A 22,597-nucleotide genomic window follows, 5' to 3' on the forward strand; every position below is an offset into this window, starting at 1 on the left:
GGCGGCCCGGCACCCGGCTACACCGTCCCGGGTGCGGCGCCCGGATACGCCGTCACGGATTCGGCCGCCGGCCGGGCGGTGCCCACCTCCTCCTCGGCCGCCGCCGCACGTTCGGCAGCCAACGCCCGGCGGCCGAAGACGACCACGTAGCCGAGGAAGCCGAGCCAGACGAGCACTCCGATGCCGATCCGGACCGCGGTCGGCACCGCCGCCGGGGTCACGAAGGCCTCGACCAGGCCGGCGACCGCGAACGAGCCGACCAGGCCGAGCGCGACCACCATCCCGGTACGGGCCGCCCGGACGACCGACTGTCCCCGGGTCAGGTCGGCGGGCGGCGCGATCCACGCCCAGCCGATCCGCAGCCCGACACCGGCGGCGACGAAGATGCCGGTCAGTTCCAGCAGACCGTGTGGCGTGATCATGCTGAAGAAGAGTCCGGTGCGGTCGAAGGAGGCCAGCACCCCACCGGTCACCCCGATGTTCAGGGCGTTCTGCCAGAGCAGGTAGAACACCGGCAGGATGAGCACCCCGGAGGCGAGGCAGCGGACCGCGATCCAGGCGTTGTGGGTCCAGAGCTGGAAGGCGAAGCTGGGCGCGGCGTACTCGCTGTAGTAGCCGACGAAGCGCGACGCGAACATCTCGGCGGCGGCCTCGTCGCCGACCAGCGCCGCGGCCTGCTCCGGATGGTCCGCGATCCACCACATGAAGAAGCCCGCGACCAGGCAGAACCCGACCGCCACCGCGCACCACCACGGCCAGGTCCGGTAGACCGCCGCCGGGAAGCTGGTCGAGAAGAACCGGCCGACCATCGACCAGGAGAACCCGGGCCGCCCGGTGAGCCGGCCCTGGGCGACCAGGACCAGCCGGGACAGCCGGGCCACCAGCGCCGGGTCGGGCAGGCGGCTGCGTACCACGGACAACTGGGTGGTCGCCCGCTGGTAGAGGGCGACCAGCTCGTCGGCCTCCTCCGCCGTCAACCGGCGGCGCCGGCACAGCACGGCCAGCCGTCGCCACTGCGCGTTGTGCTCCGCCACGTACGCATCGAGATCCAACTCGTCTCCTCGTCAGTTCGCGACCATAGTGTTCACTGTGCACGTGACAGCGCAACCACCGAGGCCGAGCTCGGCCCGGACCGCATTCGCGGCCGGCCTCGGCGCCGACGCCGGTCTGGTCAGCGGAGAGGCGGTCGAACTGGACGTCCGGGTCGCCCGGCTCGGCTCGCGGGTCCTCGCGCTCCTGATCGACGTGGTCGTCCAGGTGCTGCTCGCCCTCCTCCTGGCGGCGGTGCTCACCCTCTCCTTCGGTGCCCTGGCCGCCAGCGGGATCGTGGGGCTGCCGGACATGGCGGTCGGCCGCGGCCTGCAGACCGTCCTGGCGGTGCTGGTCCTGATCGGCTATCCGGTGCTCTGGGAGACGTTCAACCACGGCCGTTCACTCGGCAAACTCGCCGTCGGGCTCCGGGTGGTCCGCGACGACGGAGGTCCGGTGGGCTTCCGCCAGGCGGTGACCCGGGCCCTGGTCGGGGTCGCCGTCGAGTGGCCCGGTCTGGTGCTGCCACTGCTCACCTGGGTGGCCGGGGTGACCGTGATGCTCTCCGACGCCCGCGGTCGGCGGCTCGGCGATCTGGCGGCCGGCACCCTGGTCATCCACGAACGGAGTCCGGCCGCCACGCACTACCAACCGGGCACCACGCCGGCGCTGGCGGGCTGGGCCCGTACCCTCGACCTCACCCGGCTGGACGACGGCCTCGCGCTGGCGGTCCGCCAACTGCTCAGCCGAGGTCCGACGCTGGCCGATCCGGCCCGACGGCAGCTGGCCGCCTCGCTCTGGGCCGAGGTCGCCGCGGTGACCTCCCCACCGCCTCCGCCGGGCCTGCCCGATTGGGCGTACCTGTCGGCGGTGCTGACCGAACGGCATCTCCGGGCCCGGCAGCGGCTCGCCCGGTCCCGGTCGGTGACCATGGCGCTCTGGCCGGAAGTCACGGCCGACGACGGAGGCACTCGGGCCGACCGCGACCAGACTCCGCCGCCCGGTGCCGACACCGTCCCGGCACCGACGGTACGACCGGCGGCACCGGAGGCACAGCCGGCGGTGCGGTCAGCGGCGGCGGTACGCGCGGCGACGCCACCGCCCACCGCGGCCCGGCCCTGGTCCGCTCCGGTTCCGGCGGGTCCGGGCCGTCCGGGCGTCCTGACCCTGCCGTCGCCCACGGCGCCCCTGACCGGGCCACCCGGGCCCCACCAGCCGGGCATGGACGGTTTGGTCGAGTCCGGCCGGGCCGGTGAGTCGGCCCGATGAAGGCGTTCCTGCCCTGGCTGTTCGTCCTGGCGCTGATCATCGCGCTTAACGCGTTGCGGTTGCGGCCACTCGCCACGGCGGTCGCGGTCGTCTGGCTCGTCTACTGCGTCTGGACCTGGGTACGCCCGCAGCGCCGGTGACCCGACCGACCCGGAACGGACGGAGCCCGGACCGGCGACGGCCAGCATGCCGCCCACGGTCCGGGCTCCCCTGCTCCGACGGTCGCGCGCCGGCCGCACCCGCACTCGGCGGGCCCGGCCGGCGCCGGCGCTCAGTAGCGGTAGTGCTCCGGCTTGTACGGACCCTCGACCGGAATGCCGAGGTACGCCGCCTGCTCCTTGGTCAACTCGGTCAGCTTGGCGCCGAGCGCGTCCAGGTGCAGCCGGGCCACCTTCTCGTCCAGGTGCTTCGGCAGCGTGTAGACCCCGACCGGGTACTGCTCGGTCTTGGTGAACAGCTCGATCTGGGCGATCGTCTGGTTGGCGAACGAGTTCGACATGACGAAGCTCGGGTGCCCGGTGGCGTTGCCGAGGTTCAGCAGCCGGCCCTCGGAGAGCACGATGATCGAGTGGCCGTCGTCGAACTGCCAGACGTCCACCTGCGGCTTGATGTTGACCCGCTGCACGTCGGAACGCTTCGCCAGCCCGGCCATGTCGATCTCGTTGTCGAAGTGGCCGATGTTGCCGACGATCGCCTGGTGCTTCATCCGGGCCATGTGGTCGTGCCGGATGACGTCGAAGCAGCCGGTCGCGGTGACGAAGATGTCCGCGGTCTCCACCACGTCGTCCAGGGTGGCGACCTGGTAGCCGTCCATCGCCGCCTGCAGCGCGCAGATCGGGTCGACCTCGGTGACGATGACCCGGGCGCCCTGGCCGCGCAGCGACTCGGCGCAGCCCTTGCCGACGTCGCCGTAGCCCATCACGACGGCCGTCTTGCCGCCGATCAGGACGTCGGTGGCCCGGTTGATGCCGTCGATCAGCGAGTGACGGCAGCCGTACTTGTTGTCGAACTTGCTCTTGGTGACCGAGTCGTTGACGTTGATCGCCGGGAAGAGCAGGGTGCCGTTCTGCTGCATCTCGTAGAGCCGGTGGACACCGGTGGTGGTCTCCTCGGTCACGCCCTTGATACCGGCGGCGATCCGGGTCCAGCGCCGGTCGTCCTCGCGCAGCGACCGGTGCAGCAGGCCGAGGATGACCGCGTACTCCTCGGAGTCGGCGGTCTCCACCGGCGGTACCGCGCCGGCACCCTCGAACTGGGCACCGCGGTGCACCAGCAGGGTGGCGTCGCCACCGTCGTCGAGGATCATGTTCGGCCCCTGGCCGTCGGGCCAGAGCAGCACCTGCTCGGTGCACCACCAGTACTCCTCCAGCGACTCGCCCTTCCAGGCGTACACCGGCACGCCCTTGGGCTCCTCGACGGTCCCTTCCGGACCCACCACGACCGCGGCGGCGGCGTGGTCCTGGGTGGAGAAGATGTTGCACGAGGCCCAGCGGACCTCGGCGCCGAGCGCCACCAGCGTCTCGATGAGCACGGCGGTCTGGATCGTCATGTGCAGGGAGCCGGTGACCCGGGCACCCCGCAGCGGCTGCTCCGCCGCGTACTCGCGACGGATCGACATCAGGCCGGGCATCTCGTGCTCGGCGAGTTGGATCTCCTTGCGCCCGAACGCGGCGAGGGACAGGTCCGCCACCTTGTAGTCGCCCTCGGCGACGGTCGCGGGGCGGGGTCCGGCGGACGGACCACCTGCGGGTGCCGGGAGGGTGCTGGTCATGAACGCTCCTGTCGTACTGGTCGGCTGGCCGACCCTCCACGTTACGCGCCGCACGGATCGGGGCAGCGCACGGTGGGGTCGCAATCCGGACACTAAGCGGCCGTGACCGCCGGACAGCGCGCGGGGCGGTCGGTCCCCGGGCGTCTCCCGCCCAGTGTCCGGCCGCCCCGCGCATCCCCCCGGTTTGGTTCCCCGCGCGCGTCTCGGACCCGTGTCGCGATAACGCTGCGTACCCACAGAGTCACACTGAGCAAAAGCCGTGTCAAGTCGATCCGCAAATTCCCGTTTCGCGGCGACTCACGTTTGTTTTCCCCCGTCCCGGGTAGCGCGCGTCGCCCCCGGCGGCCCGGCCCCACCCCCCACCCGGCACGCCCCGCAAGCCTCAGTCCGGAAGAGGAAGCGAACCCACCGACGCCACGTACGCCTCACCCGCACCGCTCAGCGTCACCGGCCCGCCGTCCGCCGGCCCGATCGCCGACTGCCCCGGCCCGAGCAGCACCGACCCGGCCGCGTCGGCCACCGTCACCGCACCGGCGAGGCAGAGCACGATCCGGGGCCCACGGACCTCGACGCTCGCCGACCCGACGGTGTCGTCGAGGCGTACCCCGTGCAGGGCGAAGTCGTCGACCGGCACCGGCCAGGTCACCACGCCGGGGACCACCGGGACCGGCTTGACCACCGGATCGGCGAGCACCTCGAAACGCAGCACCCGGAGCAGCTCCGGCACGTCGACGTGCTTCGGGGTCAACCCGCCACGCAGCACGTTGTCGCTGGACGCGAGGATTTCCACCCCGGCGCCGAACAGGTAGGCGTGCAGGTTGCCGGCCGGCATCCAGATCGCCTCACCCGGCTCCAGGTGGACGTGGTTGAGCAGCAACGCGACCAGCACGCCCGGGTCGGCCGGATAGCGTACGGCCAGGTCGCGGGCCAGGTCGGCGGCCGGGGCGTACCCCGGCGGGACCTCCGCCGCCACCACCGCCGCGACCAGCCCGGCCCGCTCGTCGGCGGGCCAGCTGAGCAGGGTACGGACCGCGTCCCGCAACCCGTCGAGCCCGCCGCGCAGCGCGGTCACCACCGGCGCGAGCGCCGGCACCCCGAACGCCTCCAGCAACTCCGCCGAACGGGCCGGGTCCCGGAACCCGCAGAGCGCCTGGAACGGCGAGACCGCGACCAGCATCTCCGGCTTGTGGTACGGGTCGACGTAGTTGCGATGGGTCAGCTCCGGATCCGTCGTCTCCGCCGCGTACCCGGCCCGGGCCTGCTCCGCGTCCGGATGCGCCTGCAACGACAGCGGCGCCTCCGGAGCCAGCACCTTCAGCAGGTACGGCAGCCGCTGCCCGAACCGGTCGAGCACGTCCGCGCCGAGCCAGTGCTCCGGGTCGGCGGCGAACGCCTCGACGAGGCTGACCGGCGCGTCGCCGCGCAGCAGCGTGCTCGGATCGCCCGGGTGGGCGCCCAACCACAGTTCCGCCTCCGGCCCCTCGGTCGGCGTCGGACGACCCTGCAGTTCGGCGAGGACGGTCCGCGACCCCCACGCGTAGTCGCGGATCCGTCCGTGCAGCGGCTCCACCCTCTATGCCTCCTTGAGCTGCGAAACCCCGTCGGCCGGCTGCTCCGCGTTCCGGTATATGTCCGGCTCCAAGTAGATCACCCGGGCGATCGGCAGCGTGTTGCGGATCCGCGCCTCGACCGTGTTGATCCCCTCGGCGAGGTCCGCCGCCGTCTCGTACGGCCGCACCGCGACCTTCGCCGCGACCAGCAGTTCCTCCGGCCCGAGGTGCAGGGTCTTCATGTGGATGATCCGCTCGACCTCGTCGCCGTCGGTGATCGCCCGCTCGATCTTCGCCACGTCCTCCGGGTTGGCGCCCTCGCCGATCAGCAGGCTCTTGGTCTCGAAGGCGAGCACGATCGCGATCGTCACCAGCAGCAGACCGATCGCCGCGGTGCCGGCCGCGTCCCAGTAGCCGTTGTCGGTGACCAGGGTCATCGAGACACCGACCAGGGCGAAGACCAGGCCGAGCAGCGCGCCGAGGTCCTCCAGCAGCACGACCGGCAGCTCGGGTGCCTTGGCCCGGCGGACGAACTCCTTCCAGGAGGCCTTGCCCCGGATCGCGTTCGACTCCTTGATCGCGGTCCGGAACGAGTACGACTCCAGGCCGATCGCGATGACCAGCACGACAACCGGCAGCCACCGCCAGCTCTCGATGCCGCCCGGGTGGTCCATCTGCTCGTGCCACTTGTGGTACGCCTCGTAGAGCGCGAACAGGCCACCGAGGCTGAACAGCACGATCGAGACGATGAAGGCGTAGATGTAGCGCTCCCGGCCGTACCCGAAGGGGTGTTCGGGGGTCGCCTTGCGCTGGGCCCGACGCCCGCCGAGCAGCAGCAGCGCCTGGTTGCCGGAGTCGGCGACCGAGTGGATCGACTCGGCCAGCATCGACGAGGAGCCGCTGAGCGCGAACGCGACGAACTTGGTCGCGGCGATGCCCAGGTTGGCCAGCAGGGCCGCGACGATGGCCCTGGTGCCCCCGCCGGCGCTCACGACGACACCCCGGGGTGGGGCACTCTGCCGCCGGGCCGGACGATCTGCTCGGTCACGGGTTGGCCAGCTCCTTCATCTCGGTGATGGCCGGTACCGCCATCGGGTCGAGGCCGTGGGCCAGCGCGAGGTAGATCGAGGCGAAGTCGGGTACCGCGATCAACGAGGCGAGCCGCTCCAGGGTGGAGCCGCCCTCGGCGGTGACCACGTCACAGCGCACCCCGCGCCGGTCGGCGAGGGTCTGCACCGCGTCCGCCCGGCGCTCCTCCACGACCAGCGGCTCGTCGGTGTCGTCGTCGGCGTTCAGGCCGCCGTCGCGGAGCAGGACCAGCCGCAGCCGTGTCCCGGTCGACTCCTCGTCAGGGTCGGCGAAGATGTCCCGGCTCGATTCGGCCAGGCCACCGAAGACCCCGTCGAGCAGCCCGACGCGGCCCCGGCCCGCCTCGCCGAGCGCGCCGGCCACCACCGGGTACCGGGCGTTCGCCGACAGGGTGTCACCGAACCGTCGGGCCGCGAGCGTCGCCAGCGGCGACGAGCCCCAGACGATCGGTACCGATCCGGCCAGCCCGAGCGCCAGGGACTTGGCGGGGTTGACGAACGACTCGGCGGAGGGCCGGCAGCGGTCGGCGTCGGCGTCCAGCCGGGCCGCCGTCTCGGCCAGGTCCGCCTCGTTGACCTTCACCAGGCCGAGCGCGCGTCCGGCGAGCAGCACCGGCACGGTCAGCGCCCAGAGGCTGGCCCGGGCGGGCGCCCGGCGGGGCACCGGGACGAACGGCGCCCGGGCCCCCTCGGCCACCGACTGGAGCTGGGAGTCCGGGGCGCCGACGGCGACCAGTCGGGCGCCCCGGCGGGCGGCGGCCTCGGCCGCGCCGAGCGCCTCCGGGCTGCGTCCGGAGGCGCTGACCGCGATGACCACGTCGGCCGCGCCCACCCAGCCGGGGACCCCCGCGCTGCGGTGCTGGATCACCGGTACCGGGCAGCGCGGTCCGGCGACGGTGGCGAGCACCTCACCGGTCCGCGCGGCGGTGCCGATGCCGGCGATCACCACGGCTCGGGGACGTCCCTCGTCGGCGAGGACCCCGAGGTTGGCCTCGGCGGTCAGCGCCGCGGTCTCCCGGACCTGGGCGCCGGCCGAGGCGGTGTGCCGGAGCATGCCGCCCGGGTCGTTCTCGCTCAGCGCCGCCACGTCGTCGAGCAGCGTGTCGTCCGCGACCGGGCGTCCGCGCAGGCCCGCCGTGCCGTCCATCATCATGACCGCGGCTCCGCCGGTCCGCCGGTCTCGTCGGCGAGCAGCTCGACGGGGCCGCCACGGGCCTCGTCCAGGAGCAGCACCGGTACGTCGTCCCGTACCTCGAAGATCCGCCCGCACTCGGTGCAGGTCAGGGTCTGCGCCGACGCGTCGTAGTCGAGGGGGGCGTGGTGCGTGTCCGGGCAGGCCAGAATCTCCAGCAACTGCGGGTCGAGGGCCACTTCGCGGCTCCTTCCACGTGGGTGGGCGGGCCGGGTGACATGCCGAACCGGCCCGAGGGATCTTATCGACGGACCAGCCCGAGCACCTCGTCGCGCAGCGTCGCCATCCGCTGCGCGGTCGGCGCCTCGACGTTGAGCCGCAGCAGCGGTTCGGTGTTGGACGGGCGGAGGTTGATCCAGGCCCCGTCGGGGAACCGGATGGTCAGCCCGTCCAGGTCGTCGGTCTCGGCGTCCGGGTACGCCTGCCGTACCTCGGCCAGCTTCGCCCGCTGGTCCCGTACCGTCGAGTTGATCTCACCGGAGGCGACGTACCGTTCGTAGTCCGCGGCGAGCGCGGAGAGCGGGCCGTCCTGCTCGCCGAGGGCGGCCAGCAGGTGCATCGCGGCCAGCATGCCGGTGTCGGCGAACCAGAAGTCGCGGAAGTAGTAGTGCGCCGAGTGTTCGCCGCCGAAGACCGCGTTGGTCCGGGCCATCTCGGCCTTGATGAACGAGTGCCCGACCCGGCTGCGGACCGGCTGGCCGCCGTGCTCGCGGACGATCTCCGGCACGGCGCTGGACGTGATCAGGTTGTGGATGATCGTGGCGCCGGGGTGCTTGGCCAGCTCACAGACGGCGACCAGGGCGGTGATCGCGGACGGGGAGACCGGCTCGCCCCGTTCGTCGACCACGAAGCAGCGGTCCGCGTCGCCGTCGAAGGCCAGCCCGAGGTCGGCGTTGTGCCGGCGTACGGCGTCCTGCAGGTCGACCAGGTTCGCCGGGTCGAGCGGGTTCGCCTCGTGGTTCGGGAACGTGCCGTCGAGTTCGAAGTAGAGCGGCACGATCTCCAGCGGCAGGGCCGGCAGGACCGCGTCGCCGAGCACCGCCGGCACGGTGTGTCCGCCCATGCCGTTGCCGGCGTCGATGACCACCTTCAGCGGCCGGATCCCGGAGAGGTCGACGAGGGTACGCAGGTGGGCGGCGTACGCGGCGAGCAGGTCCCGGCGCTCCAGCGGGGGCAGCACCTGCGGCGTGGGCCGGGCTTCCTCCTTGTCCAGCAGCGCCTGCGCGCGGTCCCGCAGCTCGGCGAGTCCGCTGTCCTGGCCGATCGGTTTCGCACCGGCCCGGCACATCTTGATGCCGTTGTACTGCGCCGGGTTGTGGCTGGCGGTGAACATCGCGCCGGGCAGGTCCAGGCTGCCCGAGGCGTAGTAGAGCAGGTCGGTGCTGCCGAGTCCGACGTCGAGCACGCCGAGCCCCTCGGCCCGGACCCCGGCGGCAAAGGCGGCGGCCAGCCCGGGCGAGGACGCCCGCATGTCGTGGGCGATCACGACGGTCTCGCGCTGTTCCCCGGAGGTACGGAGCAGCTGTGCGAAGGCCGCGCCCAACGCCTCGGCCGCACGCGTGTCCCACTGCTCGGGAACGGTGCCACGGACGTCGTACGCCTTGACAATAGCGGACAAATCAGACAAGATCTCGCCCCTCAGCCGGCCACTTGGTCAACGGTTTGAGCGTATCGGAGCCGAACGCCCCGACCCGCCCCATGCCGATGCACCGCCCGCCGGGGCCGTACCGGCGGGCGGCGGAGATACCTCCCTACGCCTGCGGCGGAGGAGTACGGGGCAGGATGAACGTGGCGTCGACCCCACCGGCCGCCCCGTCCCCGGCCGCCATCTGCTGCGTCCGGTCCACAGCCGGGGTGATCCGCTGCGTCGGATCGGCCCCCACACCCGGCGTGATCCGCTGCGTCGGCTCCGCACCCACACCCGGCGTGATTCGCTGCGTCGGCTCCGCACCCGACTGGGTCGGCACCGGCTGGCCGGGCGACACCGGCGCGACCGAACCCGGCCCTACCCGGCTGCCCGGAGCCGGAGGTGAAACCGGAGTGCCAGGTGCCGGTGAAACCGGGGCGCCCGCCGTCGACCGGCTGTCCCGGCGGGACCGGCTGTATCCGCTCGTCGGCAGGATCAGGGTGCGCTCGGCACCGGCCGGACCGCCGGGCACGGGATTGCCGGGCACCGGGCCGTTGCCCATCGGTGCCGCGCCGACCGGACCGGAGCCAACCGGCCCGGAACCGAGGGGACCGGCCGGCGGACGGCCGGTCGGGCCGGGACGCCCGGTACCGCCGTACAGGCTGGCCCCCCGTTGGATCGGCGCCGTCGGCAGGGTGTCGACCGGCGGCAGGCCACCCCGGGCCGGGGCGACGGTCCGGCCGGCCCGCTCGGCCCGGTCCGCCCGACCCCGCCGGACCAGCACCACCAGCAGCGCGATCCCGATCGCGACCATCACCAGGCCGACCAGGATCACCAGGGTCCCGATCCCAAAACCGCCACCGGAGTTCTCGGCGGCGTTCGACGTGGCCGGCAGACCGGCGGCCACATCCTGGGTGGACTCCGCCGCCGGCTCGTCGGACTCGGCCGACTCGGTGGCCTCCGGCGTCGGGGTCGGGGTCGACCGGGTCGGCAGCGCGAGCGCCCCGGTCCGGCCGGTCATCCGGGCGGTGTCGATGTGCTGGCCGAGCAGCCCCCCACCCACCGCGTACGCCTCACCCAGCACGGTCATCCGGCCGGGCGGCGCACCGGCCAGCATGGTGACCCGGTACCGGCTGCTGACACTCTTCCGGGCACAGAGTTCGGCCTGGCCCGGCGCGGTGCGCTCGGAGACGACAAGTCCGTCGCCGCCCTGACTCACCGGCACCGGCCGCCAGGCGCCGTCCGCCGCGACGTGCATCCGCACCAGGGCCGGGGTCAGCCCCGGCAGCTGTACGCCGACCCGGGTCCGTACGTTCACACACTCGCCGGACCGCATCGAGACCTTGACCGACACCGCGCCCGGTGAGCCGCCGGCGCTGAAGCTGCTGGACGCGCTGACCCGGACCGTCTCCCCGGCTGCGGCGGCCGGCACGGCCCCCGCCGCGAGCGTGGCACCGACGGCCGCGCAGAGCGTTCCGAACCAGGTGATGCCACGCCGCAGGGACATGATTACCTCGCTTGTCGCAGTTCGGGTCCGGGCACAGGCTACCGGTGGCCGACCACCGTCCCTTCCTCTCATGCCCCGTGCGTCGCCGGCCGAATCGTCCGACTCCCGACCCGACATCCGGTTCGGATCCACGGCCACCGATGGCGGCTCCCGGCGCCGAGTCCCGTCGTCGGGGCTCAGCCGCCACCGAGCCGGCGAAGCTCCGTACGGCACAGCCGGTCCGCCTCCCGGGTCGTCTCCGGCAGCCGGTACCGGCGGGCCAGGTTGAGCACCTGGGCGGCGGCGTTGTCCAGACTCATCCGGTGCCCGACCGAGACGAAGACCGGTTTGGTCCCGTCCCGGGTACGCAGCACCCGCCCCACCTCGTCCACGCCGTCCACCAGCGCCGTCCAGGAGCCGCGACCGTGCCCGGGTTCGTCCCAGCGGCCGACCAACGGGGTCTTGCCGACCCCGATCGCCGGCAGCCCGGTCAGTACCCCCAGGTGGCAGGCGAGCCCGAACCGCCGGGGATGCGCCAACCCGTGCCCGTCACAGACCAGCAGTTCCGGCTCGACGGTCAGCCGGTCGAGCGCGGCCAGCAGGGTCGGCAGTTCCCGGAACGCGAAGAGGCCGGGGACATAGGCGAAGGCTGCCCGGCCGGGCAGCACCACCGCGTCCCGGACCGCCAGGGTCGCGGCGTCGAGCACGACCACCGCCGCCGCGAGCCGGTCACCGTCCTCGGCGTACGCCACGTCGAGGCCCGCCACCGTCCGGGGCTTGGCCGGCCCCGGCCCGACCAGGTCGACCCGCGGTCGCAACCGGTCCTGGACGGCCTCCGCCTCGGCGACCGTACGTGGCGGCGAGGTCATCGCGGTTGTCACGTCCACCGACGCAGGATGGTGCCCGGGTGGCCGGGGAGGCAACCCGGGCGCACCGAGAATCCGCCGCCAACGGCCTCCCGATCACCAGAAGGTCACGACACCCTTGACGGATCAACATTGGACAGTTGAAAAAGAGACGCCTCGGTATTCATCGCAGGCACGGCAGATTCCGACAGCGGCGTACGGCCGTTCGCCGATCCGTCGACAGCAGTAGCGCGACCGGATCGGGCGACAACTCCCGGTCAACTCGCCTGGCCGCTCGAGAACGGCGACAGAACCCTACCGGAGACTCCGGCCGGCAACGAGAATCCATCCCGATAGAAATCCGGATCGTCGATGAAACGGAGCACCTCGTCGACTCGGAGATTGTCGCCCTTGACATTGTCGTAGATGTCCACGATTTTTCCGTCGACGTCATACCGGAAGACGTACCGCACCTTACCCGTGGAATGGTGCTGCTGCTTTTCGAGTTTCCTGAGCCGGTTCTGGGCGTCTACGGCGACGTCCAGCACCGGCCGCCCGGCCTCGTCGTGGAGGATGAAGATCCGGCCCACCTGCTCCCCCTGCCGGTCGTGACGAAGCGACACGTCCCACCGATACCCGCCCTCGCGTTCCACCGGCATCTGGACGCCGAACGGGATGCCCGGATGTTGCCGCAGGTGACGGTCGCGGACCGCCGCCAGGTCGGTCGACCAGTAATCGACGTGGAAGACGCCGCCGTCCTCGAACAACTCCACGAAATCCGGCTGGCCCAACTCGTCGAAGTGCCCACGCGAGTAGTCGCCCTCCGCAACCGCCTCGGACTCGGCGACCTCCTCACCCGGCGCAATGCCCCAGTCGAGGTAATAACGGACCCGGCCCTCACTCATAGTCCTCGTCCGATACTAGGAGAGCGATGTGGACGTCCCTGACGGCCGGCCGTCTCCGGGCTTTCCCGATCGCCCGAGGCGCCCCGCGAATCGGATCGCTCCCGAATACCGATCCGGTCGACGAACGGGTCAGGCCGCCCAGAACACGGTGCACTGAGCATTCTTCGCAGCGATGTCAAAAAAGGTGACCAGCGCAGCGTAACGTTGACCGACCAGACGCCCGATACCGTCGAGGCGTTCGGCGGTCAGTGGAACACCCGAGCGGTCATTCGCGGCCAGTGCCGCCGGCAGGTGCGGCGCCAGCACATCGAAAGACGTCCGGTTCAGTCGATCCGCGATCTGCGCCACCTCGGGCGGCGTCAGTGAGCGGGAGAGCGGATAGTCGTCGCCCGCGCCCCAGGCGGTGTCCTCGTCCGGAAACGCCTGGCCGGCGGTCATCGGATCCAGCGGAAAACCCGCCGTTCGCATCAGAAAGGACAGCACGGCCCAGTCACGGTCGAGATCCACCCGGTACTCGGGGTCCATCTCCAACAGGCGGTCGTATGCCTCGCCGGGTACGGACCGAAGCTCTTCCAGAAGCTCTGGGTCCAGCCGCACCAGGTCACCCAATACGCTCACGACACGCCGCCCTTCAAGTCATCGCGTCCGGCGATCGTAAAAATAGGCACAGGCCCTGTCAAATCAGTTCCAATTCCTTGTTTGAATCGAATTCCCGGCATTCGCGGATGCCGCCGTCGCCGGCCCGGTAACCCGAGGCACCGCTCCGCCGGTCAACCGGCCGGCCCCTGGCCGGAGGACGAACCTCCCGGTGAACCACCCGCCGGGTCGGGGTCCGCGCCCGGTGAACTGTTCCCGGCGCCGTCGCCGACCGCGTCCGCGGTCGGCAGCCCCGCTGTGGTCAGGGCCTCCACGTGTGCCTCACTCCGGAACCCACCGGTGTCGAATCCCGAGTCCAGGCAGATGATCCGAACGTTCTGCACGGTGCCCAGTTCCCTCCGCATCGCCTCGGCCTGCGCGTCGTCGATGGCCAGCAGCACCACGTACTGGGTCTGCTTCTTCTGGGTGGGGCCGGTACCCATCTTGTTGGTCGCCGTTTTCACGGCCGCGGCCTCCCGGCCCAACCGAGCGGTCGTCAGGTCGTAGGAGTCCACGCTGACCATCTGTCCGTTCACCCAGTTGACCTTGATGACGTCGGCGGTCGTACCGGCGACGGTGACCTTCCCGTCGGCCGTGGTCACCACCCCCTTGAGGCTGGCCATGTACGGATCGTTCTCGTCCTGGTTGTAGAACATTGAACCGTTTCCGGTGCTGGGGTCGTACAGCTCACCGTCGGCCCGCAGCCGGTCGTTGAGGAAGTTCACCGCGTCAGCGTCCCGCCCCGGGGGTGGGTTCGGGATTATGTGGTGCGGGTAGCCGTTGCCGTCCACGAACGTCGAGGAGTCCGGCGCGGTCAGCGGCGTGTAGCCAACCGGGGGACCGGAGTTACCCGGAGTGTTGCCGGCGTAGTCCGAGGGAATGGCGGCACCGGGCTCCGACTGCGCCACCGGTGTGGCGTCGACGGTTGGTTCGAGAGCCGACGCCGGGCTGGCGCCCAGCGGCGGACGGCTGCTGGCCACCCCGGTCGGACGGTTGGCCATCGGCATCGGCCGCCCGTCCGGACCGACCACCAGGGCGTCGATCTGGATAACGTTGGACGGAGAGGGCGTGCCGCTGTGGCCGTAGAGCGGCCGGTCGGCGATCTGGCCGGTCTGCATGTCGACGTAGAGGACCGTGCCGTTCTGGTTGATCGCGGCCCAGGCGTGTCCGGCACCCCCCTCCCACTTGTTCAGCAGGAAGGCCATCGAGCCGGGGCCGCCGGCCCTGAGCTGAGCCTCCAGGTCGCCGTACGCGGCCTCGACGGCAGCCCGGTCGGCCGCCGGGTCAACCCCGTCGACCTGTGTACGGAGCTGCTGGAACCGCCCTCCGGTGGCGTCCTCGATCCGCCCCGGGCCGTCCCACTCCCCGTCGAGCGGTCGGCTCGGGTCACCCTCGGCGTACGCGTCGAAGGTCCGGGGCGCGGAGACCCGCGGCCGGCCGTGTGCCCACGTTTCGAAAAACGACAGCACGCAGTCCACGCAGTTGATGCCCCGGGTCGGGTCGGCGGCCGGCCCGCCGTCGTTGCCCAACCCGAACCAGCGGCCCCACCGCGGATCGGCGTTGCGGACCACGCTGCCGTCCGGGTTGCGCGGCATCTGGTTCTCGAGGTTCACCTGGTCGGCCGCGAGCGGCGGGCGCAGCCCGAACCGCTGGTTGTAGCGGCGGGACCGGTCGATCGACGGCGGATGGTCCGTGCCGGTCAGCGCAGACCGGTTGCCGGTACGGACGCCACCGGTGGCGAGCAGACCGGAGTCGGTGTTCAGCCGGACGAAGTCGGTGTCGCTGTCGACGCGGACGACCGGTGGTCTGACCTGCCCGGTCAGGACCCGGTTCGCCTGGTGGGCGAGCGCCTCCGCCAACGCCGCCGTACGATCCGCGCTCTGCTGGAACAGCGCGGCCCGGGCCGGGTCGCCCGACTGCCGCAGACGTTGCGCCTCGGTGGCCAGTTCCCGCGCCACCGCCCGCTCACGATCGGCCTGCCGACGCAGCGGCTCGGCCGTGTCCGCCCGCCGGTTCTGCTCGTACCGGGCCCACTCGGACCGGCGCGGGTCCTGGCCGCTGTTCGGGTGTGTCCCGGACGGGCGGCCGGAGCCGGGCGCCGCCACCACCACGCCGAACCGGTCCTCGCTCGTGGGCCGGGGACCCGGACTGTCGGGCGTGCGCTGCTCCGGCACCCGGGTTCCACTGTCGCCGCGCGGGGCGTCCACCGGCGGCCCGCCGGACGGCGGCGTCAGTGGCACGACCGGCGGGGGTGCAACCGGCGCAGGCGCGGCCGTCGACGCTGGCGGTACGGCCGGACCGGACGGCCCGACCGGTGGCCGGGGCGGCGTGGGTCCCTCACCCGGTGGCCGGGGCGGCGCGGGTGTGGCCGGGACGCTGGAACTGCTCGGCCCGGGCCCCGGGACGGCGGAGCCCGGTGGGCCGGGCGGCGTCGGTGGCCCACCGACCGACGGTGCCACCGGACCGGCCGGTCCGACCGGGGTCGGCGGCAGGGCCGGCGCGACGGACGGGCCACCGGCAGCCGGCGTTGCCGAAGCCGGCGGAATGGTCGGGCCGGCCGGAGTGACCGGGGCGGTGACGCCGCCGACCGGGGTGCCGGTCAGCGTGGACAGCGCCGGTCCGGCCGATGGCGACGGCCCGGTCACCGACACCGCCGGCATGGTCGCTCCACCGACCGGCGCGGGGGTGGCGAGTCCAGCGCCGGGGACCGGGGCCGCCGACGGCGGGGCGACGGACTGCTGTGGAACGGCCGGCCCGGCCGCTGTCCCGGTCACCGTGACGGAGGCCGCGGCCGGGGTGGGCGTACCGCCGGTGGAGACACCCGCACCGACCGACGTGCCCGTCGACTGCGCCGTCCCCGGCGTCTCCACGACCGGGGTGGCGACCCCGGCGAGTCCCACCGTGGTGGGCCGTTCGGCGCTTGTCTGGCTCTCCGCCGCGACACCTCCGACCGGCGCGGACACCGAGGCATTCGCGGCGACATCACCGGCGGTGGTCGTCGCGGCGGCGTCGACGCTCACCACCGGGCCGGTCGTGGGGCCGGTCGCGGCGGCGTCGACGCTCACCACCGGGCCGGTCGTGGCGACCTCGACATTCGGCACGGTCACGGGACCGGTCGCGTCGAGGGACAGGGCGGCCGGCAGGGTTGTCACCGGAGTGGCCTCCACCGACGGCAGGCTCACCCCGGCGGTCGCTCCAGTCGCCTGGCCGCCCACCGCCGCACCGGCCGGTCCCACCTCCACCGACAGGCCACCGAAGGTCGGCCCACCCACCGGAGCGCCGGTCGGCGCCGTGGAGCCGCCCGTCGTGGCCGACGGTCCCGAGGCGACGTCCGACAGACCCGGCAGCCCCGTCGGTCCGAACGAGGTCGCCGACGGACCGCCGGACGATCCCGTGAACGCCGAGGGACTGCCCGCCGGGGCGTCACCGGCCAGCGAGGTGCTTCCGACCGAACCGCCCGCCAAGGACGACAGATCCGGCCCGGTCGACGGCCCGCCGGCCAGGGCTGAGGGAACAGACCCGCTCCCGGCCAGACCCGAGGGACCCGGCCCGCCACTCGTCGGGCCGGCGGGACCGGCTCCCGGTGGGGCGCCGGTGGAACCAGCCGGGCCCGCCACCGGGTCGGCGGCCAGACCGGGGTTCGCGCCGGGCGGGGCGGGCAGGCCGGACAGCCCGTCGAGCCGGCCCTCCAGCCGGTTGCTGGCGGCGTCGCTGGCCTGGTTCACCGTTGAACTCGCCGCGCCCGAGGTCGCCGCCATTCCGGCATCGGTGAGCGAGACAAATCCGTTGCCGGTGGCGAGGCTCGCCGCGTTCTCGGCGATCACCTCGCCGCCCATCTCCCGGCCGACGTTCTCGAAGAACCTGCCGGCCCCACCGGAGGCGTTCGGCCCCAGGCTGGCGACCGAGGCGGCCGCACCGCCGGCGAAGCCGCCCACCGCCGACATGCCCAGCGAGGCCATGTCCAGGCCGTCCCGCCGGCCGGTGCTGTTCTGGTAGGCCTGGATGCCGCCGTCGATCGCGACCTCCTCGCCCGCCTCCTTCAGACCGTCGATGCCGGCCCGCTTCGCGAACGACTTCAGGCCCCGCTCCGAAACCTCCTTCGCCGCCTTCTCGGCGGCCTCCTTGGCGCCCTTGCGCAGGGCCTTCTTGGCCAGCTGCCCGATCAGCCGCTTGAAGATCATCTTGATGATCTCCCGGGTGACGGCCATCGCGGCGGCCGCCGCCGGGGAGGCGGCGCCGAGGGTGAGGACGACGGCTATCCCGAGACCGATCAGCTCCGCCACCAGGATGCCGAGCTGGATCCAAACCTCGATCTTGGCAGCCTCGATGTCACAGCCGCACTCCTCGACCAGCTTCCCCAGCTCGTGGGCCACGTCGGCGAGCAGGATGAGCGGCGCCTCCTCGCCGTCGGCCACCTGGCGCCACGCCTGGTCGAAGGCCTGACCGACCGAGCCGGTGTGGCCGTACCCGTCGAGGACCCCGCTCGCGGCGGTGATCGCGTCGTCCCGGGGGCCGGCGATTCCGGCGGACAGCTCGAACCACCGGTCGGCGAGGTCCCAGACCTCCTTCTCGTTCCCCTCCGGCCACTCGACCCCGATCACCCACTCCAGCGCCTCGTAGACCCAACCGGGCAGGTCCCAGGGGGAGAAGTCGAGGGGTGGGGAATCGGGCTGGGCAGAATGGTCATGAGGCGTCGCCTCCCGTCGGTCCCGCCCGGTCACCGGTCCACGTGCTGGATGCGCTGCGAGTTGGCCGTGTCGGTCTGCACGCTCGCCTGCACCGACTGCGTGACGTTGGCGCCCAACGTCTCCACGTACCGGCCGACGCTCTGCCAGGCCTTCATGATCGTTGCCTCGAAGCCGCGGTAACGCTGCTCGAAGGCTTCGCCGATCTCGTCCCTGCCCCACGGACGGTTCGCGCTGGCGGCCCTGATCTCGGCGCCCAGCCCGTCGTGCTGCGCGGTGATCGCCTTACCGGCGTACGACAGATCGGTGCCGGACCGTTGCGCCCGCCCCGGGTCGAGCCACAGCTCCTGCTCACTCACGCCGCTCCGCCTCCTCGCGTAGGGCCGCGTCACTACGCCGGAGCAGGCTGCCGAAGTCGCCGTCCTTGAGGAAGTCGGCCGCCCCCGAGCCGGCGGGCAGGTAGTTGCCGACAAGTCCCTGCACTCCGACGGAGGCCGCGTCGGCGGCCCGCTGCACGGTCGCGGTGATCTTCGCGGCCAGCGCGTTCGCGTCGCCGTCACGGTATATACGACGGTCAAGCTCCAGTTTGACCAGTTGTCCACGAGGGCCGACGGTCGCCGTCACCAGCCCGTCGTCCGACGACTCGGTCGCCCGGAACGCGGCCAACTGCCCCTGCAGGTCGGCCAACCCGGACCGGAGCCGCTCGTACTGGCCGTACACCTCGTCGAAGCGGGCCCGAAGTGCTCGGTTCGCGTCGCGGTTCGCGCCATCCACCACAGCCGACCCCCGTCATCGCTTTGGGTAGTCGGATATCCTACCGACGGACAGGGCCGCTGTCTCCAGTGGTTCGGCAGACGACCGGCCCGGCGACCGGACGGGGAGTCCACAGTGATCAGCCACGAGGAAGTCACCAGGATCGCCGCCGAGTGGTCGCGCCAGGACGGCGTACGTCTGGGCTGCGAATGTGACCCCGTGGTCGACGAGTTCGACCTCGGTTACGTCGTCTGGTCCCGGATCCCGGTCGACGTACCGGTGGCACCGGGCGACGGGACGTTGACCGTCATCGACCGGGAAACCGGCGAGATGACCAACTGGCCCCGGCTGCCCTCCCCGGTCGTGCAGGACCTCTACCGCCAGGACCGGGCCACCCGGCCGCCCCGGATCCGAACCGTCGACCCCGCCGTCGAACTACGTCGGACGAGCCGCCGACCGGCGACGCCGGGCACCGCCGCCCACCTGAGCCTCGGCACCGACCGGTACGTCGCCCGGGGCGCCAAGGGTGACCTCGAACTCCGGCACCACCCGCTGGTCGCGGCGTACCTGGCCGACCTGCCGTCCGGTCACCTGGTCCGGGGCGGCGACCGGCACGCCGAACTGATCGTGCTCTCGGACCTGCTACACGAGTACGACCGCCGGCAGACGAACCTGCGCCAGCCCACCCTGACCCTGCCGGTGGCCCGGGAACTGCTCACCACAGCCCACTTCGCCCTGTTCCGGGTACGCGAGTCCGGCGACCCGTACGGCGGACCGGCCGACCGGCCCTGCGAGCCGTGCCTGCGGGCGCTGGTCCACTTCGGGGTGTTGCCCTGGTCGGATCTCGCGTACACCGAGGAGTCCCGCCCCGGTCCGCAACCGCTGCCCGAGCCGGGCCGGTTCCCGTCGGAGGTGGGTGCCGCGCTGGTCGAGGCGGGTTGGCGACCACAGTTCGGCGACGACCTGCTGGCCCGCAACGCGATCGCAACGGTCGTCGAGACGCCCGGCCAACGGCACCGGCATACCAGCTTCCCGGCGGTCGAGAGCGCGTTGACCCGGTTCCCCGGGCTGGTCAGTGCCCGGCGCGGCCCCGGCGAGCAGGTCTGGATCCGGCGTTTCGACCTGGATCCCCGGGCGGCGGCGCACACCGCGGACAGCCTCGGTGACTTCGCGACCCTGATCCGGGCCCGGCTCTTCCCGATCGGCACCGAGCAGGGCGACAGCATCCTGGCGATGGACGAGTACGAGCGGGTCTTCGCCCTCGACCAGGCCGGCGAGTGGTTCATCGGCTCCGGCATCGACGACGCGTTGACCAACCTGCTGCTCGGCCGCGCCGCGCACCGGGTGCACGACGACGGCACCTGGTGAACCCGACGCCTGAGGGGACCCCGGCGAGCCGAGAGCGCCACGGCACCTGGTGAGCCGGGGCACAGCGCTCCGGCAGGCCGTCCCTACAGGTCCACTCCGGACAGCACCAGCACCCGGGGTTCGGTGTAGTCGTCCATCGCGCTGCGTACGCCCTCCCGGCCGACGCCGCTGTCTTTCACCCCGCCGTACGGCATCTGGTCCGCCCGGTACGACGGCACGTCGCCGACGATCACCCCGCCGACCCGGAGTGCCCGGTGCGCGGCGAACGCGGTCTGCAGACTGTGCGTGAAGACGCCGACCTGCAGCCCGTACGCCGAGTTGTTTACCGCGTCGAACGCGGCGGCGTCGTCGGCGACCGGCGCCACCACCAGCACCGGCCCGAAGACCTCCTCGGTGTTCACCCGGCTGCCCGCTGGCACTCCGGTGAGTACGGTCGGCGCGAAGCCCGTACCGGAGCGGCGGCCGCCGACCTCGATGGTCGCCCCGGCGGTCACCGCCTCGTCGACCCAGCTCTCCACCCGTCGGGCCGCCGCCTCGTTGATCAGTGGCCCGACGTCGGTCGTCTCGTCGGCCGGGTCCCCGGTCCGTAGGGCCCGGACGGCGTCGACCAGCCGGGGCAGGAAACCGTCGTGGAGCCACTCGTGGACGAGGACCCGCTGCACCGCGATGCAGCTCTGCCCGGCCTGGTAGTTGCCGAAGGTGGCGATCCGCTCGGCGGCCCACCGGAGGTCGGCGTCGGACGACCAGTCCGCGCAGATCACCGCGGCGGCGTTCCCGCCGAGTTCGAGCGTGACGTGCTTGTCCGGGGCGGCCCGGCGGATCGCCGTACCGACCGGGCCGGAACCGGTGAACGAGACCACCGGTAGCCGCGGGTCGGCGACCAGGTCACCGGCCCGGTCGTCGGGGACCGGCAGCACCGAGAACATCCCGGCCGGCAGCCCGCTGCCGGGGCCGTCGGGCTCGGTCACCTCGGCGAGCAGTTCGCCGAGCAGCAGCGCGCTCAGCGGCGTCTTCGGCGCCGGTTTCACCACGATCGGTGCGCCGACCGCCAGCGCCGGGGCGACCTTGTGGGCGACCAGGTTCAGCGGGAAGTTGAACGGGGTGATGCCGAGGACCGGACCCCGGGGCACCCGGCGGACCAGGGCGAGCCGCCCCTGGCCGGCCGGTTCGGTGTCGAGCCGTTGCAGGTCGCCGGAGAACCGACGGGCCTCCTCGGCGGCCCACCGAAACACCGAGACGGCCCGGGAGACCTCCACCCGGGCCCAGCGGATCGGCTTGCCGCTCTCCGCGCCGACCAGGCGGGCGACCTCCTCGGCCCGCTCGGCGAGCCGCCGGGAGACGTGGTCCAGGGCCTCCGCCCGGACGTACGCCGGGAGGGCCGCGGCCCGGTCCGCGACGGCCCCGGCGGCGGCGACCGCCGCCTCGACCTGGTCGGGGTCGGCGTAACTGGTCCGGCCGACCTCCCGGCCGTCGTACGGCTGCCGGACGATCAGCGGCTCCGGGCCCTCGGTGGGCCGCCCGGCGAGATGGAACGGCACGGACTGCACGTCGGCAGCCTAGTCCGCCGGGTCGGGCCCCGGCACCGTGTCACCCGGCACCACGCCATCCGGCACCGTGTCAACCGGTGCCGGACCGTCGACGGTGACGGCGTCCGATGTCGTCCCGGTCGGCGGGTAGGCCGTGAGGTAGTCGTGCAGCCGGCCGGCGCCTTCGAGCATGGCGCCCGCCCGCCGGGTCAGCTCCGCGTCGCGTTGCATGACCACCGCCCGCAGCGCCTCCGTGCTCCCGGTACGCCGCAGGCCGTCCATGATCTCGCGGACCTGCGGCAACGGGTAGCGCGCCTGACGGAGCAGCCAGATCATCCGGGCGTCGCGCACGTCGTCCGGGCCGAACCGGCGATACCCGGTGCCCCGTTCCCGGCCCGGGGTCAGCAGGCCGGCGGCCTCCCACACCCGCAGCGCGCTGGTCCGGACCCCGAGGTGCGCGGCGAGTTCCCCGATCCGCAGCCCGGCCCTGGAGTCCCCGGTCCGGTCCCCTCCCGTGGGCTGACCGGCGATCCGATCGAGCGCCTCGCCGGTCTCCCGGAGCAGCCGCCGCTCCTCGTGCTGGGCGGCGTGGCCGGCGTCCAGCAGTTCGAACGCCCGGGCGAGCTGCCCGCCGTGGATCGCCTGCATCATCGCCCGCGCCGCACCCCAGCCGTACCCCCTGGCCAGCGCCCGGTACGCGAGCAGGGCCCGCCGGTGCCGGTCGGTGAGGCTGCGGTAGCCGTTCGGCGTACGGGGTGCCGGGGGCAGGATCCCGGCGTCGACGTAGTTGCGGATCTGCTGCGTCGAGACGTTCACCAGCCGGGCCAGGTCGACCGGACGTACCCGCTCCCCGACCCGGCTCACCGT

19 protein-coding genes are annotated in these 22,597 nt (G+C 72.8%); 3 read left to right on the plus strand and 16 right to left on the minus strand.

The genetic code is table 11. From position 1 onward, the window contains the following. Positions 1-17 precede the first annotated feature (17 nt). Positions 18-1,052, minus strand: a complete 1,035-nt coding sequence (locus ABGB21_RS18225; protein ID WP_347655584.1) for a stage II sporulation protein M — start codon at positions 1,050-1,052, stop codon at positions 18-20. 43 nt (positions 1,053-1,095) lie between these two features. On the opposite strand from ABGB21_RS18225, the gene ABGB21_RS18230 reads away from it, so the two are divergent. Both ABGB21_RS18230 and ABGB21_RS18235 read left to right on the plus strand, forming a co-directional pair. Continuing rightward, entirely contained in the window at positions 1,096-2,298 is a 1,203-nt protein-coding gene (locus ABGB21_RS18230) for an RDD family protein (protein ID WP_347655585.1), read from the plus strand. Then, the gene (locus ABGB21_RS18235; RefSeq protein WP_347655586.1) at positions 2,295-2,438 is read left to right on the plus strand and encodes a hypothetical protein; all 144 of its coding nucleotides are present in this window, start codon (positions 2,295-2,297) and stop codon (positions 2,436-2,438) included. Before ABGB21_RS18230 ends, ABGB21_RS18235 begins: the two co-directional genes overlap by 4 nt. A 131-nt stretch (positions 2,439-2,569) precedes the next feature. Here ABGB21_RS18235 and ahcY read toward each other — a convergent pair whose 3' ends face one another. The 13 genes from ahcY to ABGB21_RS18300 all read right to left on the minus strand — a co-directional run bounded on the left by ahcY (position 2,570) and on the right by ABGB21_RS18300 (position 18,857). Next, positions 2,570-4,069, minus strand: a complete 1,500-nt coding sequence (gene ahcY / locus ABGB21_RS18240; RefSeq protein WP_347655587.1) for an adenosylhomocysteinase — start codon at positions 4,067-4,069, stop codon at positions 2,570-2,572. 382 nt (positions 4,070-4,451) lie between these two features. Then, entirely contained in the window at positions 4,452-5,639 is a 1,188-nt protein-coding gene (gene manA, locus ABGB21_RS18245) for a mannose-6-phosphate isomerase, class I (protein ID WP_347655588.1), read from the minus strand. A 3-nt stretch (positions 5,640-5,642) separates the two neighbouring features. Next, positions 5,643-6,611 carry a cation diffusion facilitator family transporter gene (locus ABGB21_RS18250; protein ID WP_347655589.1) on the minus strand — a complete coding sequence of 323 codons (969 nt, stop codon included), beginning with the start codon at positions 6,609-6,611 and terminating at the stop codon, positions 5,643-5,645. A gap of 52 nt (positions 6,612-6,663) precedes the next feature. After that, positions 6,664-7,857, minus strand: coding sequence for an SIS domain-containing protein (locus tag ABGB21_RS18255; protein WP_347655599.1), 1,194 nt, complete (start codon positions 7,855-7,857; stop codon positions 6,664-6,666). Continuing rightward, positions 7,857-8,078, minus strand: coding sequence for a Trm112 family protein (locus tag ABGB21_RS18260; RefSeq protein ID WP_347655590.1), 222 nt, complete (start codon positions 8,076-8,078; stop codon positions 7,857-7,859). Before ABGB21_RS18260 ends, ABGB21_RS18255 begins: the two co-directional genes overlap by 1 nt. A gap of 62 nt (positions 8,079-8,140) precedes the next feature. After that, positions 8,141-9,526 (minus strand): phosphomannomutase/phosphoglucomutase, encoded by a 1,386-nt coding sequence (locus ABGB21_RS18265; protein WP_347678634.1) that lies wholly within the window; start codon positions 9,524-9,526, stop codon positions 8,141-8,143. 124 nt (positions 9,527-9,650) lie between these two features. Continuing rightward, complete coding sequence (locus ABGB21_RS18270) at positions 9,651-11,033, minus strand: hypothetical protein (protein ID WP_347655592.1); 1,383 nt, start codon at positions 11,031-11,033, stop codon at positions 9,651-9,653. A gap of 176 nt (positions 11,034-11,209) precedes the next feature. After that, positions 11,210-11,881, minus strand: coding sequence for an endonuclease V (locus tag ABGB21_RS18275; protein WP_347655600.1), 672 nt, complete (start codon positions 11,879-11,881; stop codon positions 11,210-11,212). A 254-nt stretch (positions 11,882-12,135) separates the two neighbouring features. Next, positions 12,136-12,762: a hypothetical protein gene (locus ABGB21_RS18280; RefSeq protein ID WP_347653582.1), complete on the minus strand. Its 627-nt coding sequence runs from the start codon at positions 12,760-12,762 to the stop codon at positions 12,136-12,138. 129 nt (positions 12,763-12,891) lie between these two features. Further along, positions 12,892-13,380, minus strand: coding sequence for a DUF1877 family protein (locus ABGB21_RS18285; RefSeq protein WP_347653581.1), 489 nt, complete (start codon positions 13,378-13,380; stop codon positions 12,892-12,894). A gap of 152 nt (positions 13,381-13,532) precedes the next feature. Beyond that, complete coding sequence (locus tag ABGB21_RS18290) at positions 13,533-18,119, minus strand: toxin glutamine deamidase domain-containing protein (RefSeq protein WP_347678636.1); 4,587 nt, start codon at positions 18,117-18,119, stop codon at positions 13,533-13,535. Continuing rightward, a complete protein-coding gene (locus tag ABGB21_RS18295) occupies positions 18,116-18,442 on the minus strand; it encodes a hypothetical protein (protein ID WP_347653579.1) in 327 nt (108 codons plus the stop codon). Before ABGB21_RS18295 ends, ABGB21_RS18290 begins: the two co-directional genes overlap by 4 nt. Then, positions 18,435-18,857 carry a YbaB/EbfC family nucleoid-associated protein gene (locus ABGB21_RS18300; protein ID WP_347653578.1) on the minus strand — a complete coding sequence of 141 codons (423 nt, stop codon included), beginning with the start codon at positions 18,855-18,857 and terminating at the stop codon, positions 18,435-18,437. The genes ABGB21_RS18295 and ABGB21_RS18300 overlap by 8 nt, the downstream gene beginning before the upstream one ends. A gap of 114 nt (positions 18,858-18,971) precedes the next feature. On the opposite strand from ABGB21_RS18300, the gene ABGB21_RS18305 reads away from it, so the two are divergent. Beyond that, complete coding sequence (locus ABGB21_RS18305; protein WP_347653577.1) at positions 18,972-20,204, plus strand: SUKH-3 domain-containing protein; 1,233 nt, start codon at positions 18,972-18,974, stop codon at positions 20,202-20,204. A gap of 83 nt (positions 20,205-20,287) precedes the next feature. On the opposite strand, the gene ABGB21_RS18310 is transcribed toward ABGB21_RS18305, so the two are convergent. Both ABGB21_RS18310 and ABGB21_RS18315 read right to left on the minus strand, forming a co-directional pair. Then, positions 20,288-21,751 (minus strand): aldehyde dehydrogenase family protein, encoded by a 1,464-nt coding sequence (locus tag ABGB21_RS18310; RefSeq protein ID WP_347653576.1) that lies wholly within the window; start codon positions 21,749-21,751, stop codon positions 20,288-20,290. Between the two features lie 9 nt (positions 21,752-21,760). Beyond that, the gene (locus tag ABGB21_RS18315) at positions 21,761-22,594 is read right to left on the minus strand and encodes a MerR family transcriptional regulator (RefSeq protein WP_347653575.1); all 834 of its coding nucleotides are present in this window, start codon (positions 22,592-22,594) and stop codon (positions 21,761-21,763) included. Between the last annotated feature and the right edge of the window lie 3 nt (positions 22,595-22,597).

Source organism: Plantactinospora sp. B24E8 (assembly GCF_039871735.1).
In the GTDB taxonomy this organism is placed as follows: domain Bacteria; phylum Actinomycetota; class Actinomycetes; order Mycobacteriales; family Micromonosporaceae; genus Plantactinospora.